Below are 24,066 nucleotides of genomic sequence, written 5' to 3' on the forward strand. Positions count from 1 at the left end.
TTTGCTGGCGATCTTCATTTGACCTAAGGCTGTTCATACTCGTCCCGCACCAACCGATCCAGCGCCATCACGCCCCATCCGGTGGCCCCCTTGGGCGCCAGCATCGTGTCAGACTTGACCGATGCAGTCCCTGCAATATCGAGGTGAATCCACGGGGTTTCGTCCTTCACAAACCGCTGTAGAAACTGCGCAGCGGTGATCGAGCCCGCAGCACGCCCACCCACGTTCTTCATATCTGCAATCCGGCTTTTCAGCATGTCGTCATAAGCCTGCCCCAATGGCATGCGCCATGCGCCTTCCCCTTCCGCACCGGCGGCTTTGAGAAACGCCCCACAAAGTGCATCGTTGTTTGAAAAGACGCCCGCGTTTTCATGGCCAAGTCCGATGATGATGGCACCCGTCAGCGTTGCAAGGTCGATCATGCCGGTCGGCTTGTATCGTTCTTGTGCGTACCACATGACATCACACAGAACGAGGCGGCCCTCAGCATCGGTGTTGATGACCTCAATCGTGTCGCCTTTCATGGATTTCACGACATCACCCGGGCGTTGCGCACGTCCGTCGGGCATATTCTCGACCAATCCAACAAGGCCCACGACGTTCGCCTTCGCCCCGCGCAAGGCCAGCGTTTTCATAACGCCAGAGACGACGCCCGCCCCGCCCATATCCATGGTCATGTCTTCCATGCCGCCCGCAGGCTTCAGGCTGATGCCGCCTGTGTCAAAGACCACACCCTTCCCGACCAGAGCCAGCGGCGCTTCATCGCCGCCTCCGTTCCACTCCATCACAACTACCTTCGACGGGCTTTCCGAGCCTACGCCCACACCCAGAAGCGAGTGCATGCCGAGCTTTTCCAGTTCCGGCTCATCCAAAACCTCAACATTCAGGCCGATGTCCTTCATCGCCTCCAGCCGGTCTGCGAATTCCTGGGTTGTCAGGACGTTGGCAGGTTCGTTCACAAGATCGCGGGTGAAGAAGACACCTTCCACCACGGCCATCGCAGTCTTTCCCGCCTCTGCTGCTTCGTCGGGCTTCGAACACATGACGATGGCACCTTCTGATGCCTCTTTGTCGGCGGTCTTGTGATCCGTGAATTCATAGGCGCGCAGGGCAAGCCCCAAGGCGAGTTCCCCCACTTTGTTCAGCGCACCAACACAGACTGTCAGCGCGCCCTTGCCTTTGAACTTCGCAAGCGACGCACCCGCGCGCCTAGTCTCTTCCACGGTTGGTCGTCGATCCAACTTCACCACGAGAAGGGATTTCGCGGCCAACCCAGCCGGGAAGCCCATCGTAAACCCTTCACCTGCCTTCACTTTTTCCCAGCGGTCGCTCTCAACGAGCCGCGCCACCGCCTGTTTCGTCAAGCGGTTCACCCGTCGCCCGGCAGGATCAAGCTTGCCGTCTGGCGTTACCAGAATCGCCATCTTGCCGTCCGCGCCTGCCAGCGCATCAAGATCGGTTTCGGCGAAATCTATGGCGATCGGATTGGTCATCTGGCGGCTCCTGCGCGTGAAAAGCGTGACATTCAGGTCGCGACATTAGGCTGGTCATTGGGGGTTGACCAGATCACCCCTACGCTTCCCGAAAAAACTGATTTAGAACATAGATAACGCGGTCGGTCTGCCAACCACACACCGCATATGGGGGTTCGTGCATTTGGGTCAGTATGACCGATATGTCCTGCGACAGCTGGTTATGCTGTTCGGCTTCTTCAGCCTCGTGCTGGTGTCGGTCTATTGGGTCAACCAGGCCGCACGTTTGTTCGACAGCCTGATCGCCGACGGCCAGAATGTAAGTGTTTTCCTGGAATTCTCGGCCCTGACCCTGCCTTGGATCGTGCAGTTGATCCTGCCGGTCGCAGCCTTTGTCGCAACCCTCTACATCTTCAACCGCATGATTGGTGAAAGTGAATTGGTGGTTCTGCAAACCGCTGGTTTGTCGGCTTTGCGCTTGCTGCGTCCGGTCTTTTTCTTCGGTTTGCTGATGGCCGTGTTGATCGGCGTGCTTGGCAATGTTCTTGCGCCAACAGCCCGCGCGCAATTCATCGACCGCCAGGACGAGGTGCGCGATGATTTGACGGGGCGCTTCCTGCGCGCTGGAGAGTTCATTCACCCTACTGGCGGGCTGACCCTGTACATCCGCGAGATCACCGAGTTGGGAGAGTTTCGAGATCTCTTCCTGCAAGACGCATCCAACCGTGGCGTTGAAGTCTCCTATTCAGCGACCAATGCTCTATTGGTCAGATCGCCCACTGGTCCGCGTCTGGTGATGTTTGACGGTTTGGCCCAGACGCTGGATTTGGAAACCGGGCGTCTTGCTACGGTTTCGTTTAGCGATTTCACGTACGACGTGGGCGCATTGATCGATGGCGGCGACCTGCGTCAGGTCGATGTTCGCGAATTGCCAACGCCGCTGCTGTTGAGCGCGGACGAGATGATGGCCGAGGTCCTGAACGTACCACTCGCGCATATGGTGTTCGAAGGTCATGACAGGATCGCACAATCCCTGTTTGTGATCTTTGTGCCGCTCATCGGCGCCGCTTCTTTGATGTTGGGCTCGTTCAGCCGCTTTGGCGTTTGGCGACAAATCCTGATTGCCGTGCTGCTGGTCCTGCCACTGCAAATCGTGCGCAACGCAGGCGAGGCCGCCGTGCGTGCGGATGCCGATGCGTGGCCGATGGCCTACGCGCAACCTGCCGTCGCCGCATTTGTGGCCATATCGATGGTCGCACTGGCTATGCGACGTCGCAAAGGATGGGGGGCTGTTCCAGCATGATCCTTCATCTCTACATTGCGGGGCGCTTCTTGCGCGCATTCGGTATTGTTCTGGCCGTTTTTGTTGCCATCCTTTTGCCGATCGACATGGCGGATCAGCTGCGTCGCATCGGCGGGGATCAGGGCTTTGGTGCAGTCCTGGAACTTGCGTTGCTCAACCTACCCCGCAGCCTGAACGGGCTGATGCCACTTTTTGTGATGTTGGCAACCTTGGTGCTGTTTCTCGGGTTGTCGCGCACGTCTGAACTTGTAGTGGCGCGTGCGGCGGGCCGCTCTGCGCTGCGCTCTGCGGCCGCACCCGTTGTGACCGCGCTCCTGATCGGGATCTTGTCGCTGCTTGTACTGAACCCTCTGGTTGCGGCGACCGCGCGGCAATACGACCTGACTTTGGCGCGTCTTCTGGGACAGGAAAGCAGAACCGTTTCCGTCACGGGCCAAGGGCTTTGGCTGCGGCAGGGCGTGGGAAGCGAGCAGACGGTGATCCGCGCAGCTGTCACCAACGGCGATGGGACGCATCTGTTTGACACATCGTTCTTTACGTTCGACGCCGACGGTCAATTGTTGGAACGCATGGATGCCCGTGAAGCCCTTTTGGAGTCTGGGGCATGGACCCTTTCGGATGTGCGGCGATGGCCCCTCGTGGGGTCAAGCAACCCGGAAGCGGATGCCACAACGCACGATGTCCTAACCTTGCCGTCGACGCTAACCGCCGAGCAGATCCGTGACAGTTTCGGCAAACCTGAAACGGTACCGATTTTTGAGCTGCCCGGGTTTATTCGACAACTCAATGATGCGGGCTTTGCGGCGCTTCAACACCGAACCTGGTTCCAGATGCAGTTGTCCTCCCCCTTCTTCTGGTGGCAATGGTTTTGATCGGCGCGGGCTTCACGATGCGCCACACGCGGTTCGGGAAAACCGGGGTAATGGTGCTCAGCGCTATTCTTCTCGGGTTTGGCGTCGTCTTCCTCCGCCGATTTGCCGAAGTGCTTGGCGAGACCGGCCAACTTTCGGCAACACTCGTGGCCTGGACGCCACCGGTTGCTGCAATTCTCTTGGCCACCGGCCTGTTATTGCATACGGAGGACGGGTGACGCGCCGCATGCGCCATATGTTTGCGGCCCTTTTGGCCGTGTTCCTCTGCTGGGGTGCCTCCCTCGCAGCGCAGGGCTCCCCTTCGCTGCCGCCAGCCACGTTGATCGCTGACAATATCCGATTTGATGGAACTTCTTCCGTTTCGGCCAACGGCTCAGTCGAGGTTTTCTACAACGGAGCGCGCCTGCGGGCCCAATCCATTTCGTTCGATGGCGCAACGGACCAATTGCGCGTCCAAGGCCCGTTAACGCTGACAGATGCCGGCGGAAACACTCAGATTTTCGCGGATTTCGCCGAACTGTCTGGCGATCTTCAAAACGGTGTTCTGCAATCAGCGCGGCTCGTTCTGGACCGCCAATTGCAGATTGCGGCTACACAGATTGACCGCACCGATGGTCGCTATACACAATTGTATCAGGCCGTGGCGTCCACGTGTGAAGTGTGCTTCGAAAACCCAACACCGATTTGGGAAATCCGCGCCCGGCGGATCGTCCACGATCAAATCGAACAGCAGCTTTATTTCGACAACGCGACGTTCCGAGTCATGGGTGTTCCGGTATTCTATTTGCCGCGCATGCGCCTGCCGGACCCCACATTGGAACGCGCAACCGGCTTTCTTGCACCCTCTGTGCGCGCAGATGACCGGACCGGTACGCAGATCCGTGTGCCATACTTCATCATGCTCGGCGATCACGCCGACATAACGGTCACGCCCTGGATTGGCGTGGGCACCCAGACCGTTGAATTGCGCTATCGGCAGGCCTTCCGCAACGGCAGGCTGGAAGCTGAAGGCGCCGTCGGCTGGGACGATCTGACTGACGACGCAACACGCGCCTACCTTTTCGCGGATGCGCAATTTGATGTTGGCGGTGGGTTCATTCTGGACTTGCAGGCGCAAGCGGTCAGTGACCGGGGCTATTTGACAACCTATGGCTTTCCCGATCCCGACATCTTGGAAAGCTTCGCACGGATCAGCCGGGTCCGCCGTGATGAATATATCGAAGCCTATGGCACGCTTTATGAGTCGCTGCGTGAAGGCGTCGACAACGATGTCTTGCCGACGCGGGTGGGACACGCCGAAATCGTGCGCCGCTACTCCCCTTCCTTGATTGGCGGAACATTAACCGCTGAGCTGGAAGGGACGGGTTTCTACCGTTTCTCGACCGCCGAAAGCGTGGGGGATGATGCGAATGGCCGCGATGTTTTCCGCGTAACGGGTGAGCTTGACTGGCGTCGAACCGAGATTTTCGGCGGTTTGGAGATGACTTTTGAGGGGGCGGTGCACGGCGGTGTTTACTCAACCCAACAGGGTGGCGTGCTCAATGGCACCGAAACCCGGATCACACCCTACGGCGCAGTCGAGTTTCGCTATCCGCTTCAGGCCATTTCCGACTCTGGCGTCAGCCATATCATCGAGCCGGTCGCCCAGCTTGTCTGGTCCGAGACATACGGCAACGAAGTCCCCAACGAGGACAGCTTCATTGTGGAATTTGATGAGGCAAACCTCTTCTCCCTCGACCGCTTCCCTGGCGCTGATGAACGCGAGATTGGCCCACGCGCCAACCTTGGCCTGACTTACACGCGCACGGCCCCATCGGGGTTCAGCTATTCACTGGCGGGTGGTGTGGTACTGCGCACAGATGAACAAGGCCAATTGACGGACGGCTCAGGCCTAAATGGCGTACAATCCGATTTCCTCGTCGCTGCCCATGTGCGGTTCAACGACCATCTCAGCCTGGTAAACAGGGCGCTTTTTGACACCGATTTCGACTTCACCTCGTCGGAGATGTCGCTTTACTGGATGGGCGACCGGCATCAGGTCGTATCCACATATACTTTCCTTGAGGCTGACCCCGGCGAACAACGCCCCAACGATATTTCCGAATGGGCGTTTGAGGCCGAATATGGCCTCGCCAATGGGTGGGAAGCCGGCGTCGATTGGCGCTACGACTTCATTGAAAGCGCACCCAGCCGCGCGCGCCTGTCGCTCGGCTACAGCAATGAGTGCGTCGATATGGAATTCTTCGTTTCGCGCAGATATACGGACAGCAGCAGTCTCGACCCGTCGGGCCGGGTCGGGCTGACCGTATCGCTCGCTGGCTTCGGCGCAGGGCGTGAAGGACGGTCCGTGGCAAGAAGCTGTCGCGGGTAGGATAAACAAACGGCACGGTAAGCGGGCCGCAAAAGCGATTGAAAAATCTGAGCTGGGAGACGGGCATGATTGGAACATTGAAGCGGCTGCTCCACGGGGCACGCACTGTGTTCGTCGCAGGGTTGGCCCTTGGCATGGTGGCGCTGGTTGCGATGCCGGCCGCGGCCCAGAACCCGTTTGCCGTGGCCGTACGCGTCGATGACGCCGTCGTCACGAACTATGAAATCGAACAGCGCGCCCGCTTTCTGCAAATCCTGAACGCGCAAGGCGATCTGCGCCAACAGGCCACCGAAGCGCTGGTCAACGAACGCCTTCAGGTGGCTGCAGCTTTGGCACTGGGGGCCGAAGCCTCGCCAGATGAAATCGAAACCGGTCTGACCGAATTCGCAGCCCGCGCAAATCTGGGGCCTGAGCAATTCCTGCGCCAAATGGCATCGCAGGGTGTCGCGCCCGAAACGGTTCGGGATTTTGTGGCCAACGGCATCACTTGGCGGAATGTCGTGCGGTCCCGCTTCGGTTCCCGCGCAGAGATCACCGATGAAGAGATCGACCGCGCGATGGAATTGGGCACCGTTCTTGGCGGCGGGATCCAGATTGCGCTGGCGGAAATCATCATTCCCGTAACACCGGAGAACCAAGAAAACCTCGTGTCCGAACTGCTGCGTCTGCGCACACAGATTGCAGGCAGCACGGAAACATTTTCCGAGGCCGCGCGCCGCTTCTCCGCGGCACCAACCCGCGAAAACGGCGGCTTGACCGGGTGGCGTGGTTTGAACGAACTGCCCGAAGGTCTGCGGGATCTCTTCATGTCCATGGGCGTGGGCCAAGTGACGGAGCCCGTGCCACTTGGCGGTGGTCAGGCCTATGCGCTGTTCCAGTTCCGGGGGCAGCGCGAGGTCGAAGCACCCGATCTTCCGGTGACTGCGATTGACTACGTGTCCATTGCGATCCCCGGCGGGCGCACGCCCGAGGCACTGGCCGAGGCCGAGCGTCTGCGCAATGCTGTCGATACTTGCAACGATTTCAACGGTGTCATCCCCGGCGGCTTCCAGCGTCAGTCGGTCGCCCCGCGCGATTTGCCCGAAGACGTGGCCCTGGCCCTGCGCGCCCTGGACGAACGGGAAATGTCCATGTCCGTCACACGCTCGGGCGGCACCGTGTTGCTGGCACTGATGCTGTGCGATCGCGAACGGTCCGAGCCGGAACAAGGGCGCGACGCAGTGCGCCAACAGCTGATCGGCCAGCGCCTGGAAGCTTATGCCACGGGATTTCTTGAGGAATTGCGGGCCGAAGCCCGCATCACGTTCGAGAATTGAGCGGGCGGCCCATGGGCCTTTCAAAACCCATTGCGCTCAGCATCGGTGAACCTGCAGGCATTGGCCCGGAAATCGCGGCCAAGGCGTGGGAACATCTTGGCGCCGACCTCCCCTTCTTCGTAATTGGCGATCCCGAGACACTTAGCTGGTCTGAACACACCGTTGGTGGAGATTGCAGTGCCCGCAGACGCGATGGCAGCGTCTGCCAATGGATTGCCAGTCTTGCCGCTGGCCTTTGGCGGCAATGCCTCACCCGGCGTAGCCGATCCCGCCAACGCCGCATCGGTCGTAGAAGCGATCACACTTGGCGTAGATCTGGTCATGCGGGGTGAGGCGTCGGCGCTCACAACCGGCCCCATCCACAAAAAGGCTCTCATCGATGGGGCGCAATTCGCCTTTCCCGGTCATACTGAGTTTCTGGCCCATCTCGCGGGAGTAGACCGCGTCGTCATGATGCTGGCTTGCCCCGACCTGAAGGTCGTACCCGCCACGATCCACATCGCCCTTGCTCAGGTGCCAGAAGTGTTGACCGAGGCCCTTCTCACGGAAACCCTTGAGATCACGCGGTCAGCGTTAATCAAAGACTTCGGGCTGACTAATCCCCGCATCGCCGTGGCCGGTCTGAACCCCCATGCCGGTGAAGGCGGGGCCATGGGGCAGGAAGAGATCGACCTGATCATCCCGACCCTCGATAAGCTCCGCGCGCAGGGGATGAGCCTTCTGGGGCCGAGGTCAGCCGATACAATGTTCCATGCCGGCGCGCGGGCGCACTATGACGCGGCGGTCGCGATGTATCACGATCAGGCACTTATACCGATCAAGACAATCGACTTTGCCGGTGGCGTGAATGTCACGCTTGGCCTTCCCTTCATACGCACGTCGCCAGATCACGGCACAGCCCTCGACATTGCCGGGAAAGGTATGGCGGATCCGACAAGTCTGATTGCAGCGCTTGAGATGGCCCGTGACATGGCCATCGCTCGGGCGCGCGCAGAGTGACGGAGCGGGCAGATGAGCGCGATTGACGACCTTCCCCCGCTGAGGGATGTCATTGCCACCCATGGCCTGTCTGCGCGGAAGTCTTTGGGGCAGAACTTTCTGCTGGATTTGAACCTGACCGCAAAAATTGCCCGCGTGGCTGGGGACCTGACCCAATCGGATATTCTGGAGGTTGGACCTGGTCCCGGTGGATTGACGCGCGGCCTATTGGCCGAAGGGGCGCGACGGGTCGTGGCGATCGAAAAGGACGCGCGCTGCCTGCCTGCACTGGCCGAAATTGCCGCGGCCTATCCGGGCCGCCTAGACGTCCTGAACGAGGATGCCTTGCAGGTCAACTGGGCCGCAGGCTCTGTTGGCGCCCCGCAAGGTCGTCGCGAACTTGCCGTACAACGTGGGAACCGAGCTATTGGTACGCTGGCTCACGCCCTCGTCCTGGCCGCCGCCATGGGAAAGCCTGACGCTGATGTTCCAGCGCGAAGTCGCCGAACGGATCGTGGCGCAGCCCGGCGGCAAGGCCTACGGCCGGCTTGCCGTCCTGGCGCAGTGGAGGTCGACTGCGCGGATTGCCATGACCCTGCCGCCCGAAGCCTTTACGCCACCGCCGAAGGTCCACTCGGCCGTTGTCCATCTGGAGGCTTTGGCAGAGCCGAAGTTCGAAGCGGATGCCGATACCCTCAGCCGGGTGGTTAAGGCCGCCTTCGCGCAACGCCGCAAGATGCTCCGCGCAGGCTTGAAAGGTCTGGCCCCTGATATCGAAGATCGTTTGCTGGCCGCAGGCCTCAAACCCACGGAAAGGGCAGAACAAGTGCCGATCGAAGGGTTTTGTGCTCTCGCGCGTGAAATCGCCCGACCATGAAAAAGGGCCCTCGCGGGCCCTTAAATTCTTATTCTGCGGCTTCTTGTGGCGGCTGGTCGCCACCGCCATCGCCGCCTTCGCCCTCGGGCTTGCGGCGCCGACGTTGACGCTTGGGCTTCGGCGCGCTCTCGGGTGTTTCCACCAACCCGCTTTCGCCTTCGGCTGCGTTATCGATCACTGCATCGAACGAACCCTGCTCAGCACCGGCCTGCTCGGCGGGCTGTTGGGCCGCGACGTCTGGTTGCGGCTGATCACCGGCGCCGGGCTGGCCCTGCTGGTCGCGATCACGGTCCCGGTTGCGACGATTGTTTTTGCCGCCACCACCTTCACCACCGCCTTGCTGGTTGTTTTGGTTGTTCTGATTGTTGGTCTGCTGCTGTTGCTGCTGCGCTTCGCGCTTCGCATCCATCTCGCGCTGCGCTTCGGCCAGCATGCGCAAGTAATGCTCCGCATGCTGCTGGAAGTTTTCGGCAGCAACGCGGTCATTGCTCAACTGCGCATCACGCGTCAGCTGGTTGTATTTGTCGATGATCTGCTGCGGGGTGCCACGCACCTTACCTTCAGGCCCCGAGCTGTCAAAAACGCGGTTGACGATGTTTCCGACAGAGCGGTTGCGGTTCCCTTTGGACCGCGAGCGGTTCTTCGATGATCTCATGTGTGTTTTGGTCCAGTTGTCCTGGTTGGTCGGCCACTCGCAATTGGCGGGCCAGAATTAATCTCAGTTTGCGCGTGCCTGCATCCCCGCTGGCCTCAACGCTATCTGGTAAGGAAGGTGCGGTTGGGCGATGCTTGCCCGGTATTGCGCACCTGGACTTGAGTAAACATGGGCAGACGCGCCTGTCCAGCGCAAAGTCAACCAAACCGCAAAAAACGCGGTCCTTTACCCAAATAACGGGGTGTTTAGACGGATTCCGCTGATGCCGGCAGACGCCCCATCACAACCCTGTCCTGCCCGTTGATGTCGGTATGCAACAGCACCTGATCAAGCCCCGCTTCCTCGAAAATGCGATACACGTCAGGTCCCTGGCTATAGCCGATCTCCACCATCAGTCGCCCATTCTGACTAAGATACTTCAACGCCGATCCAGCAATGACGCGGTATGCCGCAAGCCCGTCATCGCCCGGCGAAAGCGCGATGTGCGGCTCCCAATCCCGGACTTCTGGCTCAAGCGCGTCCAACTCAGCCTTCGCGATATAAGGCGGGTTCGACACGATCAAATCAAACGGGCCATCCACATTCTCCAGCCAGTCGGACCTCCGCAATTCGGCGCGCGGTTCAAGGCCGTGGGCCGCAACGTTTCTGGCCGCCACCTCGAGAGCCGCACCTGATATGTCGGTCCCGACCCCGGTTGCGGCAGTACGCTCGGAAAGCAGAGTGGCAAGGATGCAACCCGAACCGGTGCCAAGATCAAGGACGCGGGCAAAATCCTCGGACAGGGCCACATCGATCAAAGTTTCCGTATCGGGACGCGGGGTCAACACATCGGGGGTTACGGTGAACAGGCGTCCGTAGAACTCCGTAGCACCGAAAATCTGGCTCAGCGGCTGGCGCATTTCGCGTGCACGCAAAAGATCGGCCATGGCACGAACTTGGCCCGGCTCCAGCGTTTGCCCAGGCTCAGACACCAAGCGAGCCTGCGACAGGCCTGTGACCTGCCCAAGCATAAGCCGCGCTTCGCGGTCCGCATCATTGTCGGGCAGAAAGGCGCGCAGCGCCGCGCGCGCGTCACGCAGTGCCGCACCGACCGTCGTGCTCACCCTGCCATCTCCGCCAATTTCATGGCCTGATCTTCGGCGGTCAGAGCATCGACAATCTCATCGAGATCGCCAGTCATCACTTGGTCCAGCTTGTAGAGCGTCAAGTTGATGCGGTGGTCTGTCATGCGCCCTTGCGGAAAATTGTAGGTGCGAATGCGCTCGGACCGGTCGCCAGATCCAACTTGCGATTTGCGATCTGCCGCGCGTTCGTCGTCGATCTTTTGCCGTTCAAGATCGTAAAGCCGCGCGCGCAGCACCGACATTGCGATCTCACGATTGCGGTGCTGCGATTTCTCGGAACTGGTCACCACGATGCCTGATGGCAGGTGTGTGATACGAACGGCTGAGTCGGTCGTGTTGACGTGCTGCCCCCCTGCCCCGGACGATCGCATCGTATCGATGCGAATGTCGCCGGCGGGGATGTCGATATCCACCTCTTCCGCTTCGGGAAGAACCGCAACGGTCGCCGCCGAAGTATGAATGCGCCCGCCGGACTCCGTTTCTGGCACCCGCTGGACCCGATGCACGCCGGATTCGAACTTCAGGCGCGCAAAGACATTCTCCCCCTCAATGCGCGCGGTGACTTCCTTGATACCGCCCAGCTCCGTTTCCGCCAGATCAATGATTTCCAGCCGCCACCCCCGCGCTTCTGCGTAGCGCGTGTACATGCGCAGCAAGTCACCGGCGAACAAGGCCGCCTCGTCGCCACCCGTGCCCGGCCGTATCTCGATCATGGCAGGCTTGGCATCTGCCGCATCCTTGGGCAGCAGGGCGATTTGCAGACTTTGCTCCGCCTTGGGGATTGCTTCGCGCAAGCGCGGCAACTCCTCTTCGGCCAGCGGCTTCATGTCCGGATCGTCCAGCATCGCCTCAGCCTCAGCCATGTCTTCCAGCAACTGCTCGTAGGCGGCGATCTCGGCGACAACGGGCTTCAGTTCAGCATATTCACGGCTGATTTGCGCAATCTCACTGGCATCTGGTCCGCCATTGAGCTGCGCTTCGAGGAATTCGAACCGGTCGGTGATCTGGCGGAGGCGGTCACGGGGCAACATGGGTTTGGCTTTCTGGCAAGGAACGGGTGTGGCAGGTATGACCCGCGCTAATCCCCGTCGCTGAACACCGTGGCCCCGCGCGCGGCTTGCGACCACCGATGCGCACGCCGCGTGTTCACGCCCAAATCCGAATAGCCGTAGACCGACCGTGAAAAAATATCGAGTTGCGTGCCGCCATCCTGCGCCTGCCAGCGCAAACTGATGATGTCAGGAAAACCCATGACGCGAGAGCGCACGACATAGGTGGCGTGCCCCTCTTCAGGTGATCCGGCAAGACGTGTCGCGCCATCAGCTGCGGCGACGGCTGCAATCCGCGTGGCAATCTCCTCTGGTGTGGCCTGGATGAAATGCCCGGACGTACCGACCATCAACGCGTGATTGGGGCTGGCGGGCGGGCTCACTTCCGCCGGATCCACGTGCAGCGCCTCGGCATCCAGCGGAGCGAGGCGGAAATAGGCAGCGGCGGCCACAGCCAGCACGACGATCGCGATCACGATATAAAGCAGAATGCGCATACCCCTCCAGATGCGCCGAGCCTGTGTTGGCGTCAAGCCCGCACGCGCTAGCTTGCATCCCCTGACCAATCGGTCAAACATCCCGCGCATCAAGTGGAGGTGGCTCATGCCGCGCAAGATCATCATCGACACCGATCCGGGGCAGGACGATGCGGTGGCTATTCTTCTGGCCCTCGCCTCACCCGAGGTTGAAGTGCTCGGCGTTGTGGCCGTCGCCGGCAATGTGCCGCTTGATCTGACCACGAAGAACGCGCGCATTGTGTGTGAACTGGCCGGTCGGCCTGACATCAAAGTCTTTGCCGGATGTGATCGGCCCCTGCGGCATGAATTGGTCACGGCTGAACATGTACACGGCAAAACCGGCCTCGATGGCCCTGTCATGCCAGACCCGTCCATGCCGTTGGAACATCAACACGGGGTCGATTTCATCATCGAAACCTTGCGATCCGAGCCTCCGGGCAGCGTCACACTGTGTCCGCTTGGCCCGCTGACCAATATCGCAACCGCGTTTGAGAAAGCGCCTGATGTTGTGGCGCATGTGCAGGAAATCGTGTTGATGGGAGGGGCCTATTTTCAGGTCGGCAACATCACACCCGCTGCCGAATTCAACATTTACGTCGACCCCGAAGCCGCTGATATCGTGTTTAAATCCGGCCGTCCGATCACGGTCATGCCGCTCGATGTCACCCACAAGGCGCTGACCACCGCGCCCCGGGTGGAGGCGTTCCGCGCCCTCGGCACCGAACCCGGTCGCATGGTGGCCGAATGGACCGACTTTTTTGAGCGGTTCGACAAGGAAAAGTACGGCAGCGCCGGTGCACCGCTCCATGACCCATGCGTCATCGCCTACTTAATCCGGCCTGAGCTGTTTTCAGGCCGCCATGTCAATGTTGAGATCGAAACGCAGTCCGAATTGACCCGTGGCATGACTGTCGCCGATTGGTGGCATGTGACAGATCGCGCGCCCAATGCCATGTTCATGGGCGATGTGGACGCCGAAGGATTCTTTGATCTGTTGACCGAACGCATCGGACGCCTCTGACCAGAGCGCTCAAAAACCGGAGGTATTCATGAAAATCTATTGGTCCGCAAACGCCGTTCCCGAACTCCAGGGCGTGGATCGCAAAGAGCAAATGAAGCGGTTCAAGGAAATGAACAAACAGGGCCGCAAACAGATTGGTGTCATGCCTTGGGTCTATCTGGTGATCGTCGGCATCATCGTTGCGGTCGGCGCGGTTCTTCTTGGGCTATCGGGGATGCTGATGGGCGCGATTGTGGGCGGGATCATCGGCTTCGCCGTCGTGATTCTGATCCAAACGCCCTCCATCGAACATGGGCGCGTCTGGTATCGAGAGCATTATGGAACGCCAGACGCGTGAATTGCGTTGATCCGTTGCTTGGCAGTCCTCGGACTGATCTCCACCGCCACGCCCGCCAGCGCCGATGGCCCTGCCCTTTCGCATCTGACAGTTGAAGGTCAGACCATAACGCTGACATCGCGCAATCCGTTACCTGAGATGGACCCGGACATTCCCGGCGACGTGCAGCTTTCATTTGCGCAGATGCATCTGGGCTTCCCCTCCCACCTTTCCTGTCCATGTCCCTGCGGGAAGCCGAGGCAAATGGCGGCTGGTCCGTCACCAACTTGCGGCTTGAGCGACCCAGCACCTCACCCCCCATGGTTTTCGCCCCAGACCAGCTGCAAGTGACTGAGGTTTCCGGCGGCACCGACGCCATGATCATCGTGATTGAAGGGGAAGCAATGGTGCCCAACACCGGGCCGATCCCAATCCATATCGAAACCCATTTCTGGTCGCCGTAAGCCCACTGGTGAACTTGCGCCCCACAGCCCTACATACCATGCATCCAAGCCGGAGCGCCCGATGACCGCCCATTTCCCGTTCGACAACAGTTACGCCACCTTGCCGGAGCGGTTCTTTACACGGCAAACGCCCGTTCCAGTCGCAACACCCAAGCTGATCGCGGTGAACAACGGGCCTGTCAGATCGCCTAGGCCTCACGCTGCCAACAGATGAAGCGGCGCTAGCCGCCCTGTTTGCGGGCAACGATCTGCCAGAGGGCGCCGCCCCCTTGGCGCAGGTCTATGCGGGCCACCAATTCGGCGGTTGGTCACCCCAATTGGGCGACGGTCGCGCTGTCATGCTGGGTGAGGTTCTTGCCCCCGACGGCGCGCGTTTTGACATCCAGCTCAAAGGCGCCGGCCAGACCCCCTATTCCCGCATGGGGGATGGGCGGGCATGGCTTGGGCCGGTGCTGCGCGAATACATCATCTCTGAAGCGATGGCCGCGTTAGGGATCCCCACGACCCGCGCACTCGCGGCTGTGGAGACGGGAGAGGTCGTCCTACGCGAAGGCAGAATGCCGGGCGCGATCTTCACCCGCGTCGCGTCGAGCCATATCCGCGTGGGCACCTTCCAATATTTTGCTGCCCGCAACGATACCGATGCCTTGCAATCCCTGCTCGATCACACCATTGCCCGCCACTACCCGGAGGCGGAGGGCCCGTCTGGCCTGCTCGGTGCCGTCATCGGCGCCCAAGCCAAGTTAATTGCGGCCTGGATGGGTGTGGGTTTCATCCACGGCGTCATGAATTCCGACAACATGACCCTCTCGGGCGAAACCATCGACTATGGTCCATGCGCCTTTATGGACATTTACCATCCTGAGATGGTTTTCAGTTCCATCGATCAGTTTGGGCGCTATGCCTATGCCAACCAACCGCAGATTGCCGCGTGGAATCTGGCGCAACTGGCCACCGCGTTGCTGCCGTTGATGCCGGATCGAGACGCCGCCATCGAAGACTTCACTGAGGCCGTGAACGGCTTTGCCGCGCGGTTTGACGCGGAATGGCACCGGGTCTTGCGCGCACAAGCTGGGGCTAGAAACCGAAGAGGATGGCGATGCAGCGCTCGCCTTCGACTTGCTCAATCGCATGGCGCAAGGGGGGCGGATTTCACGCAAACCTTCCGGGCCCTCAGCTCCGGACACACCGCAGGATGCAGGCAAAGTCTTCGCCGCGCCCGCAGCGTTTGACCCATGGCTGGTTGAGTATCACGCCCGCCTCGGGCGTGAGAGCCGCACCGATGCCGACCGCATCACGGGAATGCGCGCCGTCAACCCGGCCCTGATCCCGCGCAATCACCGCGTGGAAGAGGCCATTCAGGCCGCCGTATCCGGCGATTACGCCCCCTTCCACCGATTGAATTCCGCCCTCGCCGATCCTTTTACAGACCGCCCTGAGATTGAAGATTTGCAACGCGCGCCAACAGAAGGCGAACGCGTTAAGCAAACCTTCTGCGGCACCTGAGCCCGCGCTACGCCCCGCGCGGCTGGCGATTAACCAGGATCAGCCCGGCGCACACCAGGGCCAGCGCAATCAAGATGCCGGGCCCGACCGCATCGCCCAACATCAACCAACCCATCAAAACGCCGAATACTGGCGTCAGGAATGAGAATGCGGCCACCGAACTGGGCGGGTAGATCGACAGCAGCCAGAGCCAGAACAGAAAGCCTGCGGATACGATCACCACGATCTGAAAGCCCAACCCGGCCCAATGGATGACCTCAGGCGCGCGCAGGAGCGGCCCGAAAAACAGTGCCGCCACCAAAAGCAACGGCGCCGAGATCGTCAATTGCCACAGCAATTGCACCTCGGGCCGGACATGCCTCAGCGCTGTACCACGTGCCAGCAATGCCAATCCCGCCCATCCCATGGCGCCTGCAAGAGCCAGCAGATCCCCAAGGAGTGAGGCCTCTCCCCCTCCCCACGCAGTGTCAGGGCGACGACTACACCCGCAAAGGCAAGCGCGAGACCTGCACCCTTGGCAGCGGTCAGGTGATCGCCGGGAATGAAGAAATGTGCGCCAAGCGCCATCCACATCGGCATCGTGTAGAAGATCACCGATGTGCGTGTGACCGTGGTGAGATCGAGCGCCCAAAAAAGGCACACGAACTCAAGGGCAAACAGCGCGCCCATCGCAATGCCGGGCACAAGCGTGTTGCGCGGCAGGGTCAGTGCAATTCCGCGCAGCCGCATCCAGCCAAAGATCAGAAGCGCCCCACCAAGCGACCGTAGCCCGGCGAAGAAGACGGGCTGCAACCCCTCGTTCACAACCTTGATGACAACCTGATTGAACGCCAGAAGCACGGCAAACCCGGTTAGGGACAGGGCGCCAAAGGCATCGATGCGGGGTTTTGAGGGCATGAATGCTCCGTTCCGGAAAACCCCTTCGCACAGGTCATGGGCCATCGGCGGTGTCAAGCTGCGGGGAAGACCTGCGCACGAAACCCCTTCGTGGAACGGCCAATCTCTGCAATGCTTGGCCATGGTGATCCATGCACGGGGAGGAATGCACGATGAGCCTGATGAGAACATTGGCCGCAGTTGCAGTAGGCGTTGCGGCCACGAAGGGCGCGCAGGCGCTTGCAAATCGAAACCGAAGCAGTGGGTCAGGCGACAGCGAGGGCGGATTGCTCGACGCGCTGCGTGCGCAATCGGGTAGCGGTTCGACCGGCGGGATCGGCCAGCTTTTGGGCGGCGGCGGATCGGGCGGGCGATCGGGTGGCGGCCTGGGTGACCTTCTCGAAGAATTCGGCGGCTCAAACGCCCTTGGTGGTCTGGGCGGCATGCTGGGGGGTGGTGCCGCAGCGGGCGGGCTCGGCGGTTTGTTGGGTGGTCTGACCGGCGGCGGTGGCGCGGGTCGCGAACCGGCCTTTGGCCGCAGGTTGAACCAGGCCCTGACAAATGGCGGTGAGCCTGACGACCCGCCAACCGATGATGAAGAGGCCATGGCCGCACTCATGATCCGCGCGATGATCATGGCCGCCAAGGCGGACGAACGCATAGATGGGGCCGAGCGTGAGGCGTTGACCCGCCATCTTGAAGGCTTGGACCCGGGCGAACGGGCCTTTGTGATGGAGGAGCTTAACGCGCGCATTGACGTCCAGGATTTCGTGCGCGACGTGCCGGATCATCCCGCCCTCAAGGCCCAGATCTTTGCCGTTGCGATGTCGGCCATCGATGTGGACAGCGCCGCAGAACGGCAATTCGCCGAAGACCTCGCAGCTGCGCTGGGGTTGGAGGACAAGGCGCGCGGGCATGTGCAACGGCGCATGTCAGGCCACTATGGTGCGGCGTCTGATCAGCCATGGGAAAAGTCCGACAACACCCGCGCCTATTCGCAACCCATTCCCGCCCCGCCACTACCACCCGGTCGCAAAGGCTAGGCCGCATGTCCGCGCGGGCTTTTACCGCGCGGGCAAATCCCATATGACCTCTGGCGCACGCCAATTCGCGCCCGGAGAGACCCGTATGAGCGACACGATCGAGGCCCGCTGTGCCCAGAAGGGCCTGCGCATGACGGAACAACGTCGCGTCATCGCGCGGGTGTTGGAGGGCTCGGACGACCATCCGGACGTTGAAGAACTCTATGCACGCGCCAGTGCGGAAGACCCCGGATTTCGATTGCAACAGTCTACCGCACTGTGAAGCTGTTCGAAGAGGCGGGCATTCTGGAAAAGCTGGAATTCGGCGATGGCCGCGCCCGCTACGAGGATGCCGAACGCGATCACCACGACCATCTGATCGACATCAATTCCGGCGAGGTCATCGAATTTGTGGACCCCGAAATCGAAGCCTTGCAAGAAAAGATCGCCGCGAAACTGGGCTATCAGCTGAAGGGCCATAGATTAGAGCTCTATGGGGTACCTCTAAAGCGAAAGTAGCGATTATTGGCCCTGGTTGCACGCTTGCAACCAGGGGTTAATCAGTCTGATTTTAAGTCATAATCCGATCTAATCTTAACCGTTTGTTAGCCCCTGAAAGTTCGAGCTGGGTCCGAACGGACCCGCTCAGGGACGGCCTCAACCGGGCCGGCTCTGACAAGAAAACGGAGCCGGAATGGACAACCTCAAAGGCATGGGATGGATGGTGTTGGCCAGCCTGGGCTTCGCACTGGCCGATACCTGCCTGAAGCTTAGCCTCAACACCTTACCTGTCGGCCAGGTCATGGCATTTTTCGGCGGCGGCGGTGCGCTGATCTTCGGCCTCTGGGCAAAAGCCAAGGGCCAACGGGTCTTTGACCCTGCCCTTTTCACCGCCCCCTTCATCGCGCGATTGGTCGCGGAAGCCATCGCAACCGTCAGCTTTGTGACGGCGCTCGCCCTGATCGACCTGTCGCTTCTATCGGCCATTATTCAGGCCAACCCCCTGCTTGTGACCATCGGTGCGGTCTTTGTCTTTGGCCAAAATGTCGGCTGGCGGCGCTGGCTTGCGATTGTCGTAGGCCTAGGCGGCGTTCTTCTGATCGTGCGCCCGGGCGGTGCCACGTTTGAGCCCGCGGCCCTTCTGGCCGTTGCCGCAGCCATCGGCCTTGCGGCGCGCGACCTGGCAACACGTGCGATCCCGCAATCGGTCTCGACCCTCCTGCTTGCCGCCTGGGGCTTTGCCGCGGTCTGTGCCTCGGGCCTTGCAATGCTGCCCTTCCAGGGGGTGCCGCGATGCCGGAGCCGCGCGTAATGCTTTATCTGATCGGCGGCCTCGCCTTCGTTCTTGTCGCCTACTACGCGATTACTGCGGCCATGCGGATCGGCGAGATCGCCGTTGTCACCCCATTTCGGTACTCACGGTTGGTGTTTGCGTTGATCCTTGCCGTGCTGGTCTTTGGCGAACGGCCCGACGCCTTGACCCTTATCGGCGCAGGCATTGTGATCGCCACCGGCCTCTACACGCTTTGGCGCGAGCAGAGGACTGCTGGCTGACGCTGCGGCATGTTACCGCTAACAAAGTCGCAAAACATGGCTGTTGCTGCCCCCGCACAGGGTGCTATAGCGCCCTCGTTACTGCCCATTCCCGGCACGGAGAGACATCCCATGAGCCTGATCATCGACATTCACGCCCGCGAAATCCTCGACAGCCGCGGCAACCCGACGGTGGAGGTCGATGTTTTGCTGGATGACGGCACGATGGGCCGCGCAGCCGTTCCCTCAGGCGCATCAACCGGTGCGTATGAGGCTGTGGAAAAGCGCGACGGTGACAAGAACCGCTACAAGGGCAAAGGCGTGCAAGAGGCCGTTTCAGCCGTAAACGGCGAAATTGCAGACGCGCTGGTAGGCTTTGACGCGACCGAGCAGGTCGCCATCGACACCGCGATGTGCGAGCTCGACGGAACGGACAACAAAGGCCGTTTGGGCGCAAACGCGATCCTTGGCGTGTCTTTGGCCACCGCCAAAGCTGCCGCCGATTTCACGGCGCAGCCGCTCTATCGCTATGTCGGTGGTACACAGGCCCATATCCTGCCCGTACCGATGATGAACATCATCAACGGCGGTGAGCATGCCGATAACCCGATCGACATTCAGGAATTCATGATCATGCCGGTATCTGCGACGTCCATCGCGGAAGCGGTACGGATGGGCGCGGAAGTCTTCCACACGCTGAAGGGGGAGCTTTCGGCTGCAGGCCTTTCGACGGGCATTGGCGACGAAGGCGGCTTTGCCCCGAACCTGTCTTCCACCCGTGACGCCTTGGATTTCGTTCTGAAAAGCATCGAAAAGGCGGGCTACACACCGGGCGACGATATGATGCTGGCGCTGGATTGTGCCGCAACCGAATACTTTAAGAATGGCAAGTATGAGCTTGCAGGTGAAGGAAAATCCCTCTCCTCAGACGAGAATGTATCCTATCTGGAGGCACTGGTGAACGACTACCCGATCCTCTCCATCGAGGACGGCATGTCGGAAGATGATTGGGACGGCTGGATCGCCCTGACCGAAGCGCTTGGGGACAAGGTGCAGCTGGTCGGCGACGACCTTTTCGTGACCAACCCGGTGCGACTGGCCGACGGGATCGCGCGGGGGGCAGGCAACTCCCTTCTGGTGAAAGTGAACCAGATCGGCACGTTGACCGAGACGCTTTCGGCTGTGTCCATGGCACAGCGCGCGCGTATGACCTGCGTGATGTCGCATCGTTCGGGCGAGACAGAAGATGCCACCATCGCCGACCTCGCCGTTGCCACCAATTGCGGACAGATCAAGACCGGCTCGCTTGCCCGGTCGGATCGTCTTGCGAAGTACAACCAGTTGATCCGCATCGAAGAGCAGCTGGACGAGACCGCTGTCTACGCGGGCAAGTCGATCCTGCGTGGCTAAAGCCCAGATCTATTCGGCTTTCAAGGCTCGCCCCTGCGGCGAGCCTTTTTCTTTGCGCGGTCGCGCCCAAAAACGGGCGCAAACTGGAGGAATCCATGCCGTTGCAATGTGCGGACAACTCCGCAATTCTAACGTAACTGCACGCCCCCTTCCCGCGCGCGCCCCTTGTAACGGGTCCGTGAACACTTATGTTTGGTATACACCTGTATACAATCAGAGATCCTTAACGAATGCTCGACACACTTCTGTCAGGGCCATTTGCGCCCTTTACCGTATCGCTTGCCCTTCTCTTTGGCCTTTTGGCCTTGGAGGTTTTGCTGCTGCTTGTTGGCGCCTCGCTGATTGGCGAGAGCGAGGCGGAGGTTGAGCTCGATCTGGCGGACGGCCCGGATATGGTTCTCGATCTGGATCTAGAGGTTGAGCTGGACGCCTTTGATGTCGATCCCGGCGAATTTGAACTGGCCGTGGATGAGCTGGAAGTTGAAGCGCCTGTCGCTGCCGAGGCTGGGGCGTCGCCCCTGTCCTGGCTTGGTCTGGGCAAGATGCCCACGTTGATCTGGCTGACGAGCCTGTTTCTGTCGTTCGGAGTGGCAGGTATTTTACTGCAGGGCACCTTGTCGTCGACCATGGGCTTTGCCCTGCCCGCCATGATTGCCGTCGTCCCTTGCACTGTCGTCGCCTTGTGGTTCACGGGCCGGTTCGGAGCGCTCTTTGCCCGTTTGCTGCCCAAGACGGAAAGCCAGTCGGTGTCCACCCGCACACTCGGACGCCGGCGCGGGCTGGTCACGCAAGGCACGGCGCGGCGCGGCAGCCCGGCCGAGGTACGCGTGACGGATCGCTACGGCAACACCCATTACCTCCGCGCGGAGCCAATGCAGGACGCGGCGGAAATCGAACAGGGGACAGAGGTGCTTGTGCTGCGCCATCGCCCCACTGGCGGGTTCAGACTGATCCCGATGTAACCCGCACAATCCCATTCAATGCGCTCTTCCCCTTCAGGCGCCCCCATAGAAAGGACACGTTATGGAACTTGGATTTCTTGGCATCATTGTCATCGCCGTCATTGCGGCGCTCGTCTTCGTCGGACTGGTCGTCGGACGGCTTTACAAACGCACCACGCGCGAAGTCGCGCTGGTCAAAACGGGTGCAGGCGGCAAGAAGGTCATCATGGATGGTGGCACGATTGTCGTGCCCCTTCTGCACGAAATCAGCCCCGTGAACATGAAAACCCTGCGCCTCGAAGTACGTCGGACGGGCGAAGGCGCGCTGATTACGCAAGACCGGATGCGTGTGGATGTGGGCGTGGAATTCTACGTCTCCGTCATGGCCAACGAAGAAGGCATCGCACGGGCTGCGCAGACCCTGGGCGACCGGACCTTTTACGTGGATCAGCTGCGCGAGATGATCGAAGGCAAGCTGATCGACGGCCTGCGCGCCGTGGCCGCGAAAATGACGATGGATGGCCTGCACGAGAACCGCTCGGACTTCGTCCAGCAGGTGCAGAACGCAATTTCCGAGGACCTCTTGAAGAACGGCTTGTCGCTGGAATCGGTCTCGCTCACCGCGCTCGACCAAACGCCGTTTGAAGCGCTCGATGAAAATAACGCCTTTAACGCCGTCGGTATGCGCAAGCTGGCCGAGGTGATCGCGAAATCCAAGAAGGAACGCGCCGAGATCGACGCAGAAGCCGACGTCGCCGTGCGCCGTGCCGCAATGGAGGCCGAGCGTCAGAAACTCACCATCCAGCAGGATGAAGAGCAGGCGGCCATCGCGCAGGTCCAGCAGATCGAGACGATGAAGGCCGCGCAGGAAGCGGAAATCGCGCTCCGTCGCGAAGATTCCGTCCGCGAAAGTGAGCGCGCCCGGATTGCCCGCGAAGAACAGGTCCGCTCGGCCGAGATCGCCCGCGAACGCAATATCCGCGATGCAGAGATCACCAAGGAACGTGAGCTGGAGGTGGCCGAACAGGAACGCCAGATCATCATTCAGCAGAAATCCGAAGAAGAAAGCCGCGCCCGTGCCTCCGCGGACCTCGCCCGGGCTGAGGCCACCAAAGCGACCGAGGCCGTGGCCACGGCCCGCGAAGTGGCAGAGGCCGAGCGCGTGAAGCAGATTGCGCTGATCGAAGCCGCGCGGGAAGCTGAACGTGCCGCGACCCGCGTACGGGTTGAAGCAGAGGCCGAGAAAGCCGCCGCTGCCGACAGGGCCGCAGCCCGTCGTGAAGAGGCGCAGGCCGAGGCCGATGCCATCTCGATCCGTGCAGAGGCCAAGAAGAAGGACATGCTGGCCGAAGCCGAAGGTACGCGGGCCATTACCGAGGCCGAGAACGCGCTTTCGGAACAGATCGTTGGCATGAAGGTCGACATGGCCCGGATTGAGGCGATCCCTGCCATCATGGAGCAAATGGTCAAGCCGGTCGAAAAGATCGACTCGATCAAGATCCATCAGGTCGGTGGGCTCGGCGGCGCCAATGGCGGCGGTGGCAATGGCGCGGCGGCGGGCGACAAGCCCGTGGTCAACCAGGCGCTCGACAGCATCATGGGCATGGCCGTCCAGATGCCTGCCCTGCGCAAATTGGGGGATGAATTGGGTCTGAGCCTTGAGAATGGCGTCGAAGGCCTGGCCGAAAGCGCGCTGAACGACCGCCCCGTCGCCAAGAGTGCGGCGCCAGAGGCCCTCGATGCGCCCGCGCCAGAGGCATCAGACGCCCCGACCAACGGGGCTGCGCCGCGCCCTGCCGAATGACCGCGGATGACATCATCGCGCACCTGGATCTGGCCCCCCATCCTGAGGGGGGCCATTTTCGTCAAACCTGGATCGCCGAGAACAAGGGCCGACCAACGGGGACCTGTATCTACTTTTTGCTGAAAGAAGGCGAGGCCAGCCATTGGCACAAGGTCGATGCAACGGAGATCTGGCTCTACCATGCAGGCGCGCCCTTGGTTTTGTCCTTGGCCGAGCGGGATGAGGGGCCAGCGCGTGACCTGCTTCTCACACCAGATCTATCCGCAGGCGCGCCGCAACTAATAGTGCCCAAAGGCCATTGGCAGGCGGCGCGCACGACAGGCGCCTTCACGCTCGTCTCGTGCACCGTGTCCCCGGGATTCACCTTTGACGGCTTCACGCTCGCAGCGCCGGGGTTCGACATTCCCAGAAGCTAGCAGCGCAGCGATCCGCCCGGGCGACACGTAAACTGGCCCTGTTGCGCTCGTCGCGACTGCGGGTTTGCCTCCGGCGGGCATTTTCAGGGAACAAAGATGGGCAAAGTGCGTGCCAACTGGCCCTCTTTGTTCCAAAAATATGCAAGTCCGACCTGTCCCTTTACGCCATAGCGTGCCGCGACGCGCCCTTGTTCGAACTAGGTTCAAGCCGAGCGCGCGCCA

22 protein-coding genes and 4 pseudogenes are annotated in these 24,066 nt (G+C 60.9%); 19 read left to right on the top strand and 7 right to left on the bottom strand.

Annotated features, from left to right (window positions below; all coding sequences use genetic code 11):
• Nucleotides 1–23: 23 nt before the first annotated feature.
• On the bottom strand, nucleotides 24–1,493 hold the full coding sequence (locus ACZ1HK_RS04025) for a leucyl aminopeptidase (RefSeq protein ID WP_472627566.1): 1,470 nt from the start codon (nucleotides 1,491–1,493) through the stop codon (nucleotides 24–26).
• Nucleotides 1,494–1,650: 157 nt separating this feature from the next.
• Between ACZ1HK_RS04025 and lptF the strand changes: the two genes are divergently transcribed.
• From lptF to rsmA, 6 genes and pseudogenes are all read left to right on the top strand, one after another.
• The gene (gene lptF, locus ACZ1HK_RS04030) at nucleotides 1,651–2,775 is read left to right on the top strand and encodes an LPS export ABC transporter permease LptF (protein ID WP_472627567.1); all 1,125 of its coding nucleotides are present in this window, start codon (nucleotides 1,651–1,653) and stop codon (nucleotides 2,773–2,775) included.
• Nucleotides 2,772–3,865, top strand: a pseudogene (gene lptG / locus ACZ1HK_RS04035) (LPS export ABC transporter permease LptG). The gene lptF and the pseudogene lptG overlap by 4 nt, the downstream one beginning before the upstream one ends.
• A gap of 8 nt (nucleotides 3,866–3,873) precedes the next feature.
• Nucleotides 3,874–6,018: an LPS-assembly protein LptD gene (locus ACZ1HK_RS04040; RefSeq protein ID WP_472627568.1), complete on the top strand. Its 2,145-nt coding sequence runs from the start codon at nucleotides 3,874–3,876 to the stop codon at nucleotides 6,016–6,018.
• A 65-nt stretch (nucleotides 6,019–6,083) separates the two neighbouring features.
• Complete coding sequence (locus tag ACZ1HK_RS04045; protein ID WP_472627569.1) at nucleotides 6,084–7,334, top strand: peptidylprolyl isomerase; 1,251 nt, start codon at nucleotides 6,084–6,086, stop codon at nucleotides 7,332–7,334.
• Between the two features lie 11 nt (nucleotides 7,335–7,345).
• Nucleotides 7,346–8,333 (top strand): annotated as a pseudogene (gene pdxA, locus ACZ1HK_RS04050) (4-hydroxythreonine-4-phosphate dehydrogenase PdxA).
• A gap of 12 nt (nucleotides 8,334–8,345) precedes the next feature.
• Nucleotides 8,346–9,189, top strand: a pseudogene (gene rsmA / locus ACZ1HK_RS04055) (16S rRNA (adenine(1518)-N(6)/adenine(1519)-N(6))-dimethyltransferase RsmA).
• Nucleotides 9,190–9,217: 28 nt separating this feature from the next.
• Here rsmA and ACZ1HK_RS04060 read toward each other — a convergent pair.
• From ACZ1HK_RS04060 to ACZ1HK_RS04075, 4 genes are all read right to left on the bottom strand, one after another.
• Nucleotides 9,218–9,844, bottom strand: a complete 627-nt coding sequence (locus tag ACZ1HK_RS04060; protein ID WP_472627570.1) for a DUF4167 domain-containing protein — start codon at nucleotides 9,842–9,844, stop codon at nucleotides 9,218–9,220.
• A 245-nt stretch (nucleotides 9,845–10,089) separates the two neighbouring features.
• Entirely contained in the window at nucleotides 10,090–10,947 is an 858-nt protein-coding gene (gene prmC, locus ACZ1HK_RS04065) for a peptide chain release factor N(5)-glutamine methyltransferase (RefSeq protein WP_472627571.1), read from the bottom strand.
• Nucleotides 10,944–11,999, bottom strand: coding sequence for a peptide chain release factor 1 (prfA, locus tag ACZ1HK_RS04070; protein ID WP_472627572.1), 1,056 nt, complete (start codon nucleotides 11,997–11,999; stop codon nucleotides 10,944–10,946). The genes prmC and prfA overlap by 4 nt, the downstream gene beginning before the upstream one ends.
• Before the next feature lie 47 nt (nucleotides 12,000–12,046).
• Nucleotides 12,047–12,514, bottom strand: a complete 468-nt coding sequence (locus tag ACZ1HK_RS04075) for a DUF1499 domain-containing protein (RefSeq protein WP_472627573.1) — start codon at nucleotides 12,512–12,514, stop codon at nucleotides 12,047–12,049.
• 106 nt (nucleotides 12,515–12,620) lie between these two features.
• Here ACZ1HK_RS04075 and ACZ1HK_RS04080 point away from each other — a divergent pair, with 106 nt between their 5' ends.
• From ACZ1HK_RS04080 to ACZ1HK_RS04100, 5 genes are all read left to right on the top strand, one after another.
• The gene (locus ACZ1HK_RS04080; RefSeq protein WP_472627574.1) at nucleotides 12,621–13,556 is read left to right on the top strand and encodes a nucleoside hydrolase; all 936 of its coding nucleotides are present in this window, start codon (nucleotides 12,621–12,623) and stop codon (nucleotides 13,554–13,556) included.
• 28 nt (nucleotides 13,557–13,584) lie between these two features.
• Nucleotides 13,585–13,893, top strand: coding sequence for a hypothetical protein (locus ACZ1HK_RS04085; RefSeq protein WP_472627575.1), 309 nt, complete (start codon nucleotides 13,585–13,587; stop codon nucleotides 13,891–13,893).
• A gap of 218 nt (nucleotides 13,894–14,111) precedes the next feature.
• Nucleotides 14,112–14,336: a hypothetical protein gene (locus ACZ1HK_RS04090; RefSeq protein WP_472627576.1), complete on the top strand. Its 225-nt coding sequence runs from the start codon at nucleotides 14,112–14,114 to the stop codon at nucleotides 14,334–14,336.
• 230 nt (nucleotides 14,337–14,566) lie between these two features.
• Nucleotides 14,567–15,568 carry a protein adenylyltransferase SelO gene (locus tag ACZ1HK_RS04095; protein ID WP_472627881.1) on the top strand — a complete coding sequence of 334 codons (1,002 nt, stop codon included), beginning with the start codon at nucleotides 14,567–14,569 and terminating at the stop codon, nucleotides 15,566–15,568.
• 70 nt (nucleotides 15,569–15,638) lie between these two features.
• Nucleotides 15,639–15,842 carry a hypothetical protein gene (locus ACZ1HK_RS04100; RefSeq protein WP_472627577.1) on the top strand — a complete coding sequence of 68 codons (204 nt, stop codon included), beginning with the start codon at nucleotides 15,639–15,641 and terminating at the stop codon, nucleotides 15,840–15,842.
• Between the two features lie 7 nt (nucleotides 15,843–15,849).
• On the opposite strand, the gene ACZ1HK_RS04105 is transcribed toward ACZ1HK_RS04100, so the two are convergent.
• Nucleotides 15,850–16,227, bottom strand: coding sequence for an EamA family transporter (locus ACZ1HK_RS04105; protein ID WP_472627578.1), 378 nt, complete (start codon nucleotides 16,225–16,227; stop codon nucleotides 15,850–15,852).
• A complete protein-coding gene (locus tag ACZ1HK_RS04110) occupies nucleotides 16,203–16,739 on the bottom strand; it encodes a DMT family transporter (protein WP_472627579.1) in 537 nt (178 codons plus the stop codon). Before ACZ1HK_RS04110 ends, ACZ1HK_RS04105 begins: the two co-directional genes overlap by 25 nt.
• 152 nt (nucleotides 16,740–16,891) lie before the next feature.
• Here ACZ1HK_RS04110 and ACZ1HK_RS04115 point away from each other — a divergent pair, with 152 nt between their 5' ends.
• From ACZ1HK_RS04115 to ACZ1HK_RS04150, 8 genes and pseudogenes are all read left to right on the top strand, one after another.
• The gene (locus ACZ1HK_RS04115) at nucleotides 16,892–17,761 is read left to right on the top strand and encodes a DUF533 domain-containing protein (protein WP_472627580.1); all 870 of its coding nucleotides are present in this window, start codon (nucleotides 16,892–16,894) and stop codon (nucleotides 17,759–17,761) included.
• Between the two features lie 85 nt (nucleotides 17,762–17,846).
• Nucleotides 17,847–18,259: pseudogene (locus ACZ1HK_RS04120) on the top strand (Fur family transcriptional regulator).
• 175 nt (nucleotides 18,260–18,434) lie between these two features.
• Nucleotides 18,435–19,052, top strand: coding sequence for a DMT family transporter (locus tag ACZ1HK_RS04125; protein WP_472627581.1), 618 nt, complete (start codon nucleotides 18,435–18,437; stop codon nucleotides 19,050–19,052).
• Nucleotides 19,052–19,294 (top strand): EamA family transporter, encoded by a 243-nt coding sequence (locus ACZ1HK_RS04130; RefSeq protein ID WP_472627582.1) that lies wholly within the window; start codon nucleotides 19,052–19,054, stop codon nucleotides 19,292–19,294. Before ACZ1HK_RS04125 ends, ACZ1HK_RS04130 begins: the two co-directional genes overlap by 1 nt.
• A gap of 111 nt (nucleotides 19,295–19,405) precedes the next feature.
• Complete coding sequence (gene eno, locus ACZ1HK_RS04135; RefSeq protein ID WP_472627583.1) at nucleotides 19,406–20,683, top strand: phosphopyruvate hydratase; 1,278 nt, start codon at nucleotides 19,406–19,408, stop codon at nucleotides 20,681–20,683.
• 230 nt (nucleotides 20,684–20,913) lie between these two features.
• The gene (locus ACZ1HK_RS04140) at nucleotides 20,914–21,645 is read left to right on the top strand and encodes an OB-fold-containig protein (RefSeq protein ID WP_472627584.1); all 732 of its coding nucleotides are present in this window, start codon (nucleotides 20,914–20,916) and stop codon (nucleotides 21,643–21,645) included.
• A gap of 61 nt (nucleotides 21,646–21,706) precedes the next feature.
• Entirely contained in the window at nucleotides 21,707–23,428 is a 1,722-nt protein-coding gene (locus ACZ1HK_RS04145) for a flotillin family protein (protein WP_472627585.1), read from the top strand.
• Nucleotides 23,425–23,844: a cupin domain-containing protein gene (locus ACZ1HK_RS04150; RefSeq protein ID WP_472627586.1), complete on the top strand. Its 420-nt coding sequence runs from the start codon at nucleotides 23,425–23,427 to the stop codon at nucleotides 23,842–23,844. Before ACZ1HK_RS04145 ends, ACZ1HK_RS04150 begins: the two co-directional genes overlap by 4 nt.
• Nucleotides 23,845–24,066: the final 222 nt, after the last annotated feature.

The sequence above is a fragment of the Gymnodinialimonas sp. JB5-7 genome, from assembly GCF_055693405.1.

Coding starts and splice junctions, on each gene's coding strand:
- eno (WP_472627583.1), top strand. CDS start 19,406: ATGAGCCTGATCATCGACATTCACGCCCGCGAAATCCTCGACAGCCGC.
- ACZ1HK_RS04025 (WP_472627566.1), bottom strand. CDS start 1,493: ATGACCAATCCGATCGCCATAGATTTCGCCGAAACCGATCTTGATGCG.
- ACZ1HK_RS04085 (WP_472627575.1), top strand. CDS start 13,585: ATGAAAATCTATTGGTCCGCAAACGCCGTTCCCGAACTCCAGGGCGTG.
- ACZ1HK_RS04115 (WP_472627580.1), top strand. CDS start 16,892: ATGAGCCTGATGAGAACATTGGCCGCAGTTGCAGTAGGCGTTGCGGCC.
- ACZ1HK_RS04045 (WP_472627569.1), top strand. CDS start 6,084: ATGATTGGAACATTGAAGCGGCTGCTCCACGGGGCACGCACTGTGTTC.
- ACZ1HK_RS04150 (WP_472627586.1), top strand. CDS start 23,425: ATGACCGCGGATGACATCATCGCGCACCTGGATCTGGCCCCCCATCCT.
- prfA (WP_472627572.1), bottom strand. CDS start 11,999: ATGTTGCCCCGTGACCGCCTCCGCCAGATCACCGACCGGTTCGAATTC.
- ACZ1HK_RS04090 (WP_472627576.1), top strand. CDS start 14,112: ATGTCCCTGCGGGAAGCCGAGGCAAATGGCGGCTGGTCCGTCACCAAC.
- ACZ1HK_RS04130 (WP_472627582.1), top strand. CDS start 19,052: ATGCTTTATCTGATCGGCGGCCTCGCCTTCGTTCTTGTCGCCTACTAC.
- ACZ1HK_RS04040 (WP_472627568.1), top strand. CDS start 3,874: ATGCGCCATATGTTTGCGGCCCTTTTGGCCGTGTTCCTCTGCTGGGGT.
- ACZ1HK_RS04125 (WP_472627581.1), top strand. CDS start 18,435: ATGGACAACCTCAAAGGCATGGGATGGATGGTGTTGGCCAGCCTGGGC.
- ACZ1HK_RS04145 (WP_472627585.1), top strand. CDS start 21,707: ATGGAACTTGGATTTCTTGGCATCATTGTCATCGCCGTCATTGCGGCG.
- ACZ1HK_RS04060 (WP_472627570.1), bottom strand. CDS start 9,844: ATGAGATCATCGAAGAACCGCTCGCGGTCCAAAGGGAACCGCAACCGC.
- ACZ1HK_RS04080 (WP_472627574.1), top strand. CDS start 12,621: ATGCCGCGCAAGATCATCATCGACACCGATCCGGGGCAGGACGATGCG.
- ACZ1HK_RS04110 (WP_472627579.1), bottom strand. CDS start 16,739: ATGCCCTCAAAACCCCGCATCGATGCCTTTGGCGCCCTGTCCCTAACC.
- ACZ1HK_RS04140 (WP_472627584.1), top strand. CDS start 20,914: ATGCTCGACACACTTCTGTCAGGGCCATTTGCGCCCTTTACCGTATCG.
- ACZ1HK_RS04075 (WP_472627573.1), bottom strand. CDS start 12,514: ATGCGCATTCTGCTTTATATCGTGATCGCGATCGTCGTGCTGGCTGTG.
- ACZ1HK_RS04100 (WP_472627577.1), top strand. CDS start 15,639: ATGCGCGCCGTCAACCCGGCCCTGATCCCGCGCAATCACCGCGTGGAA.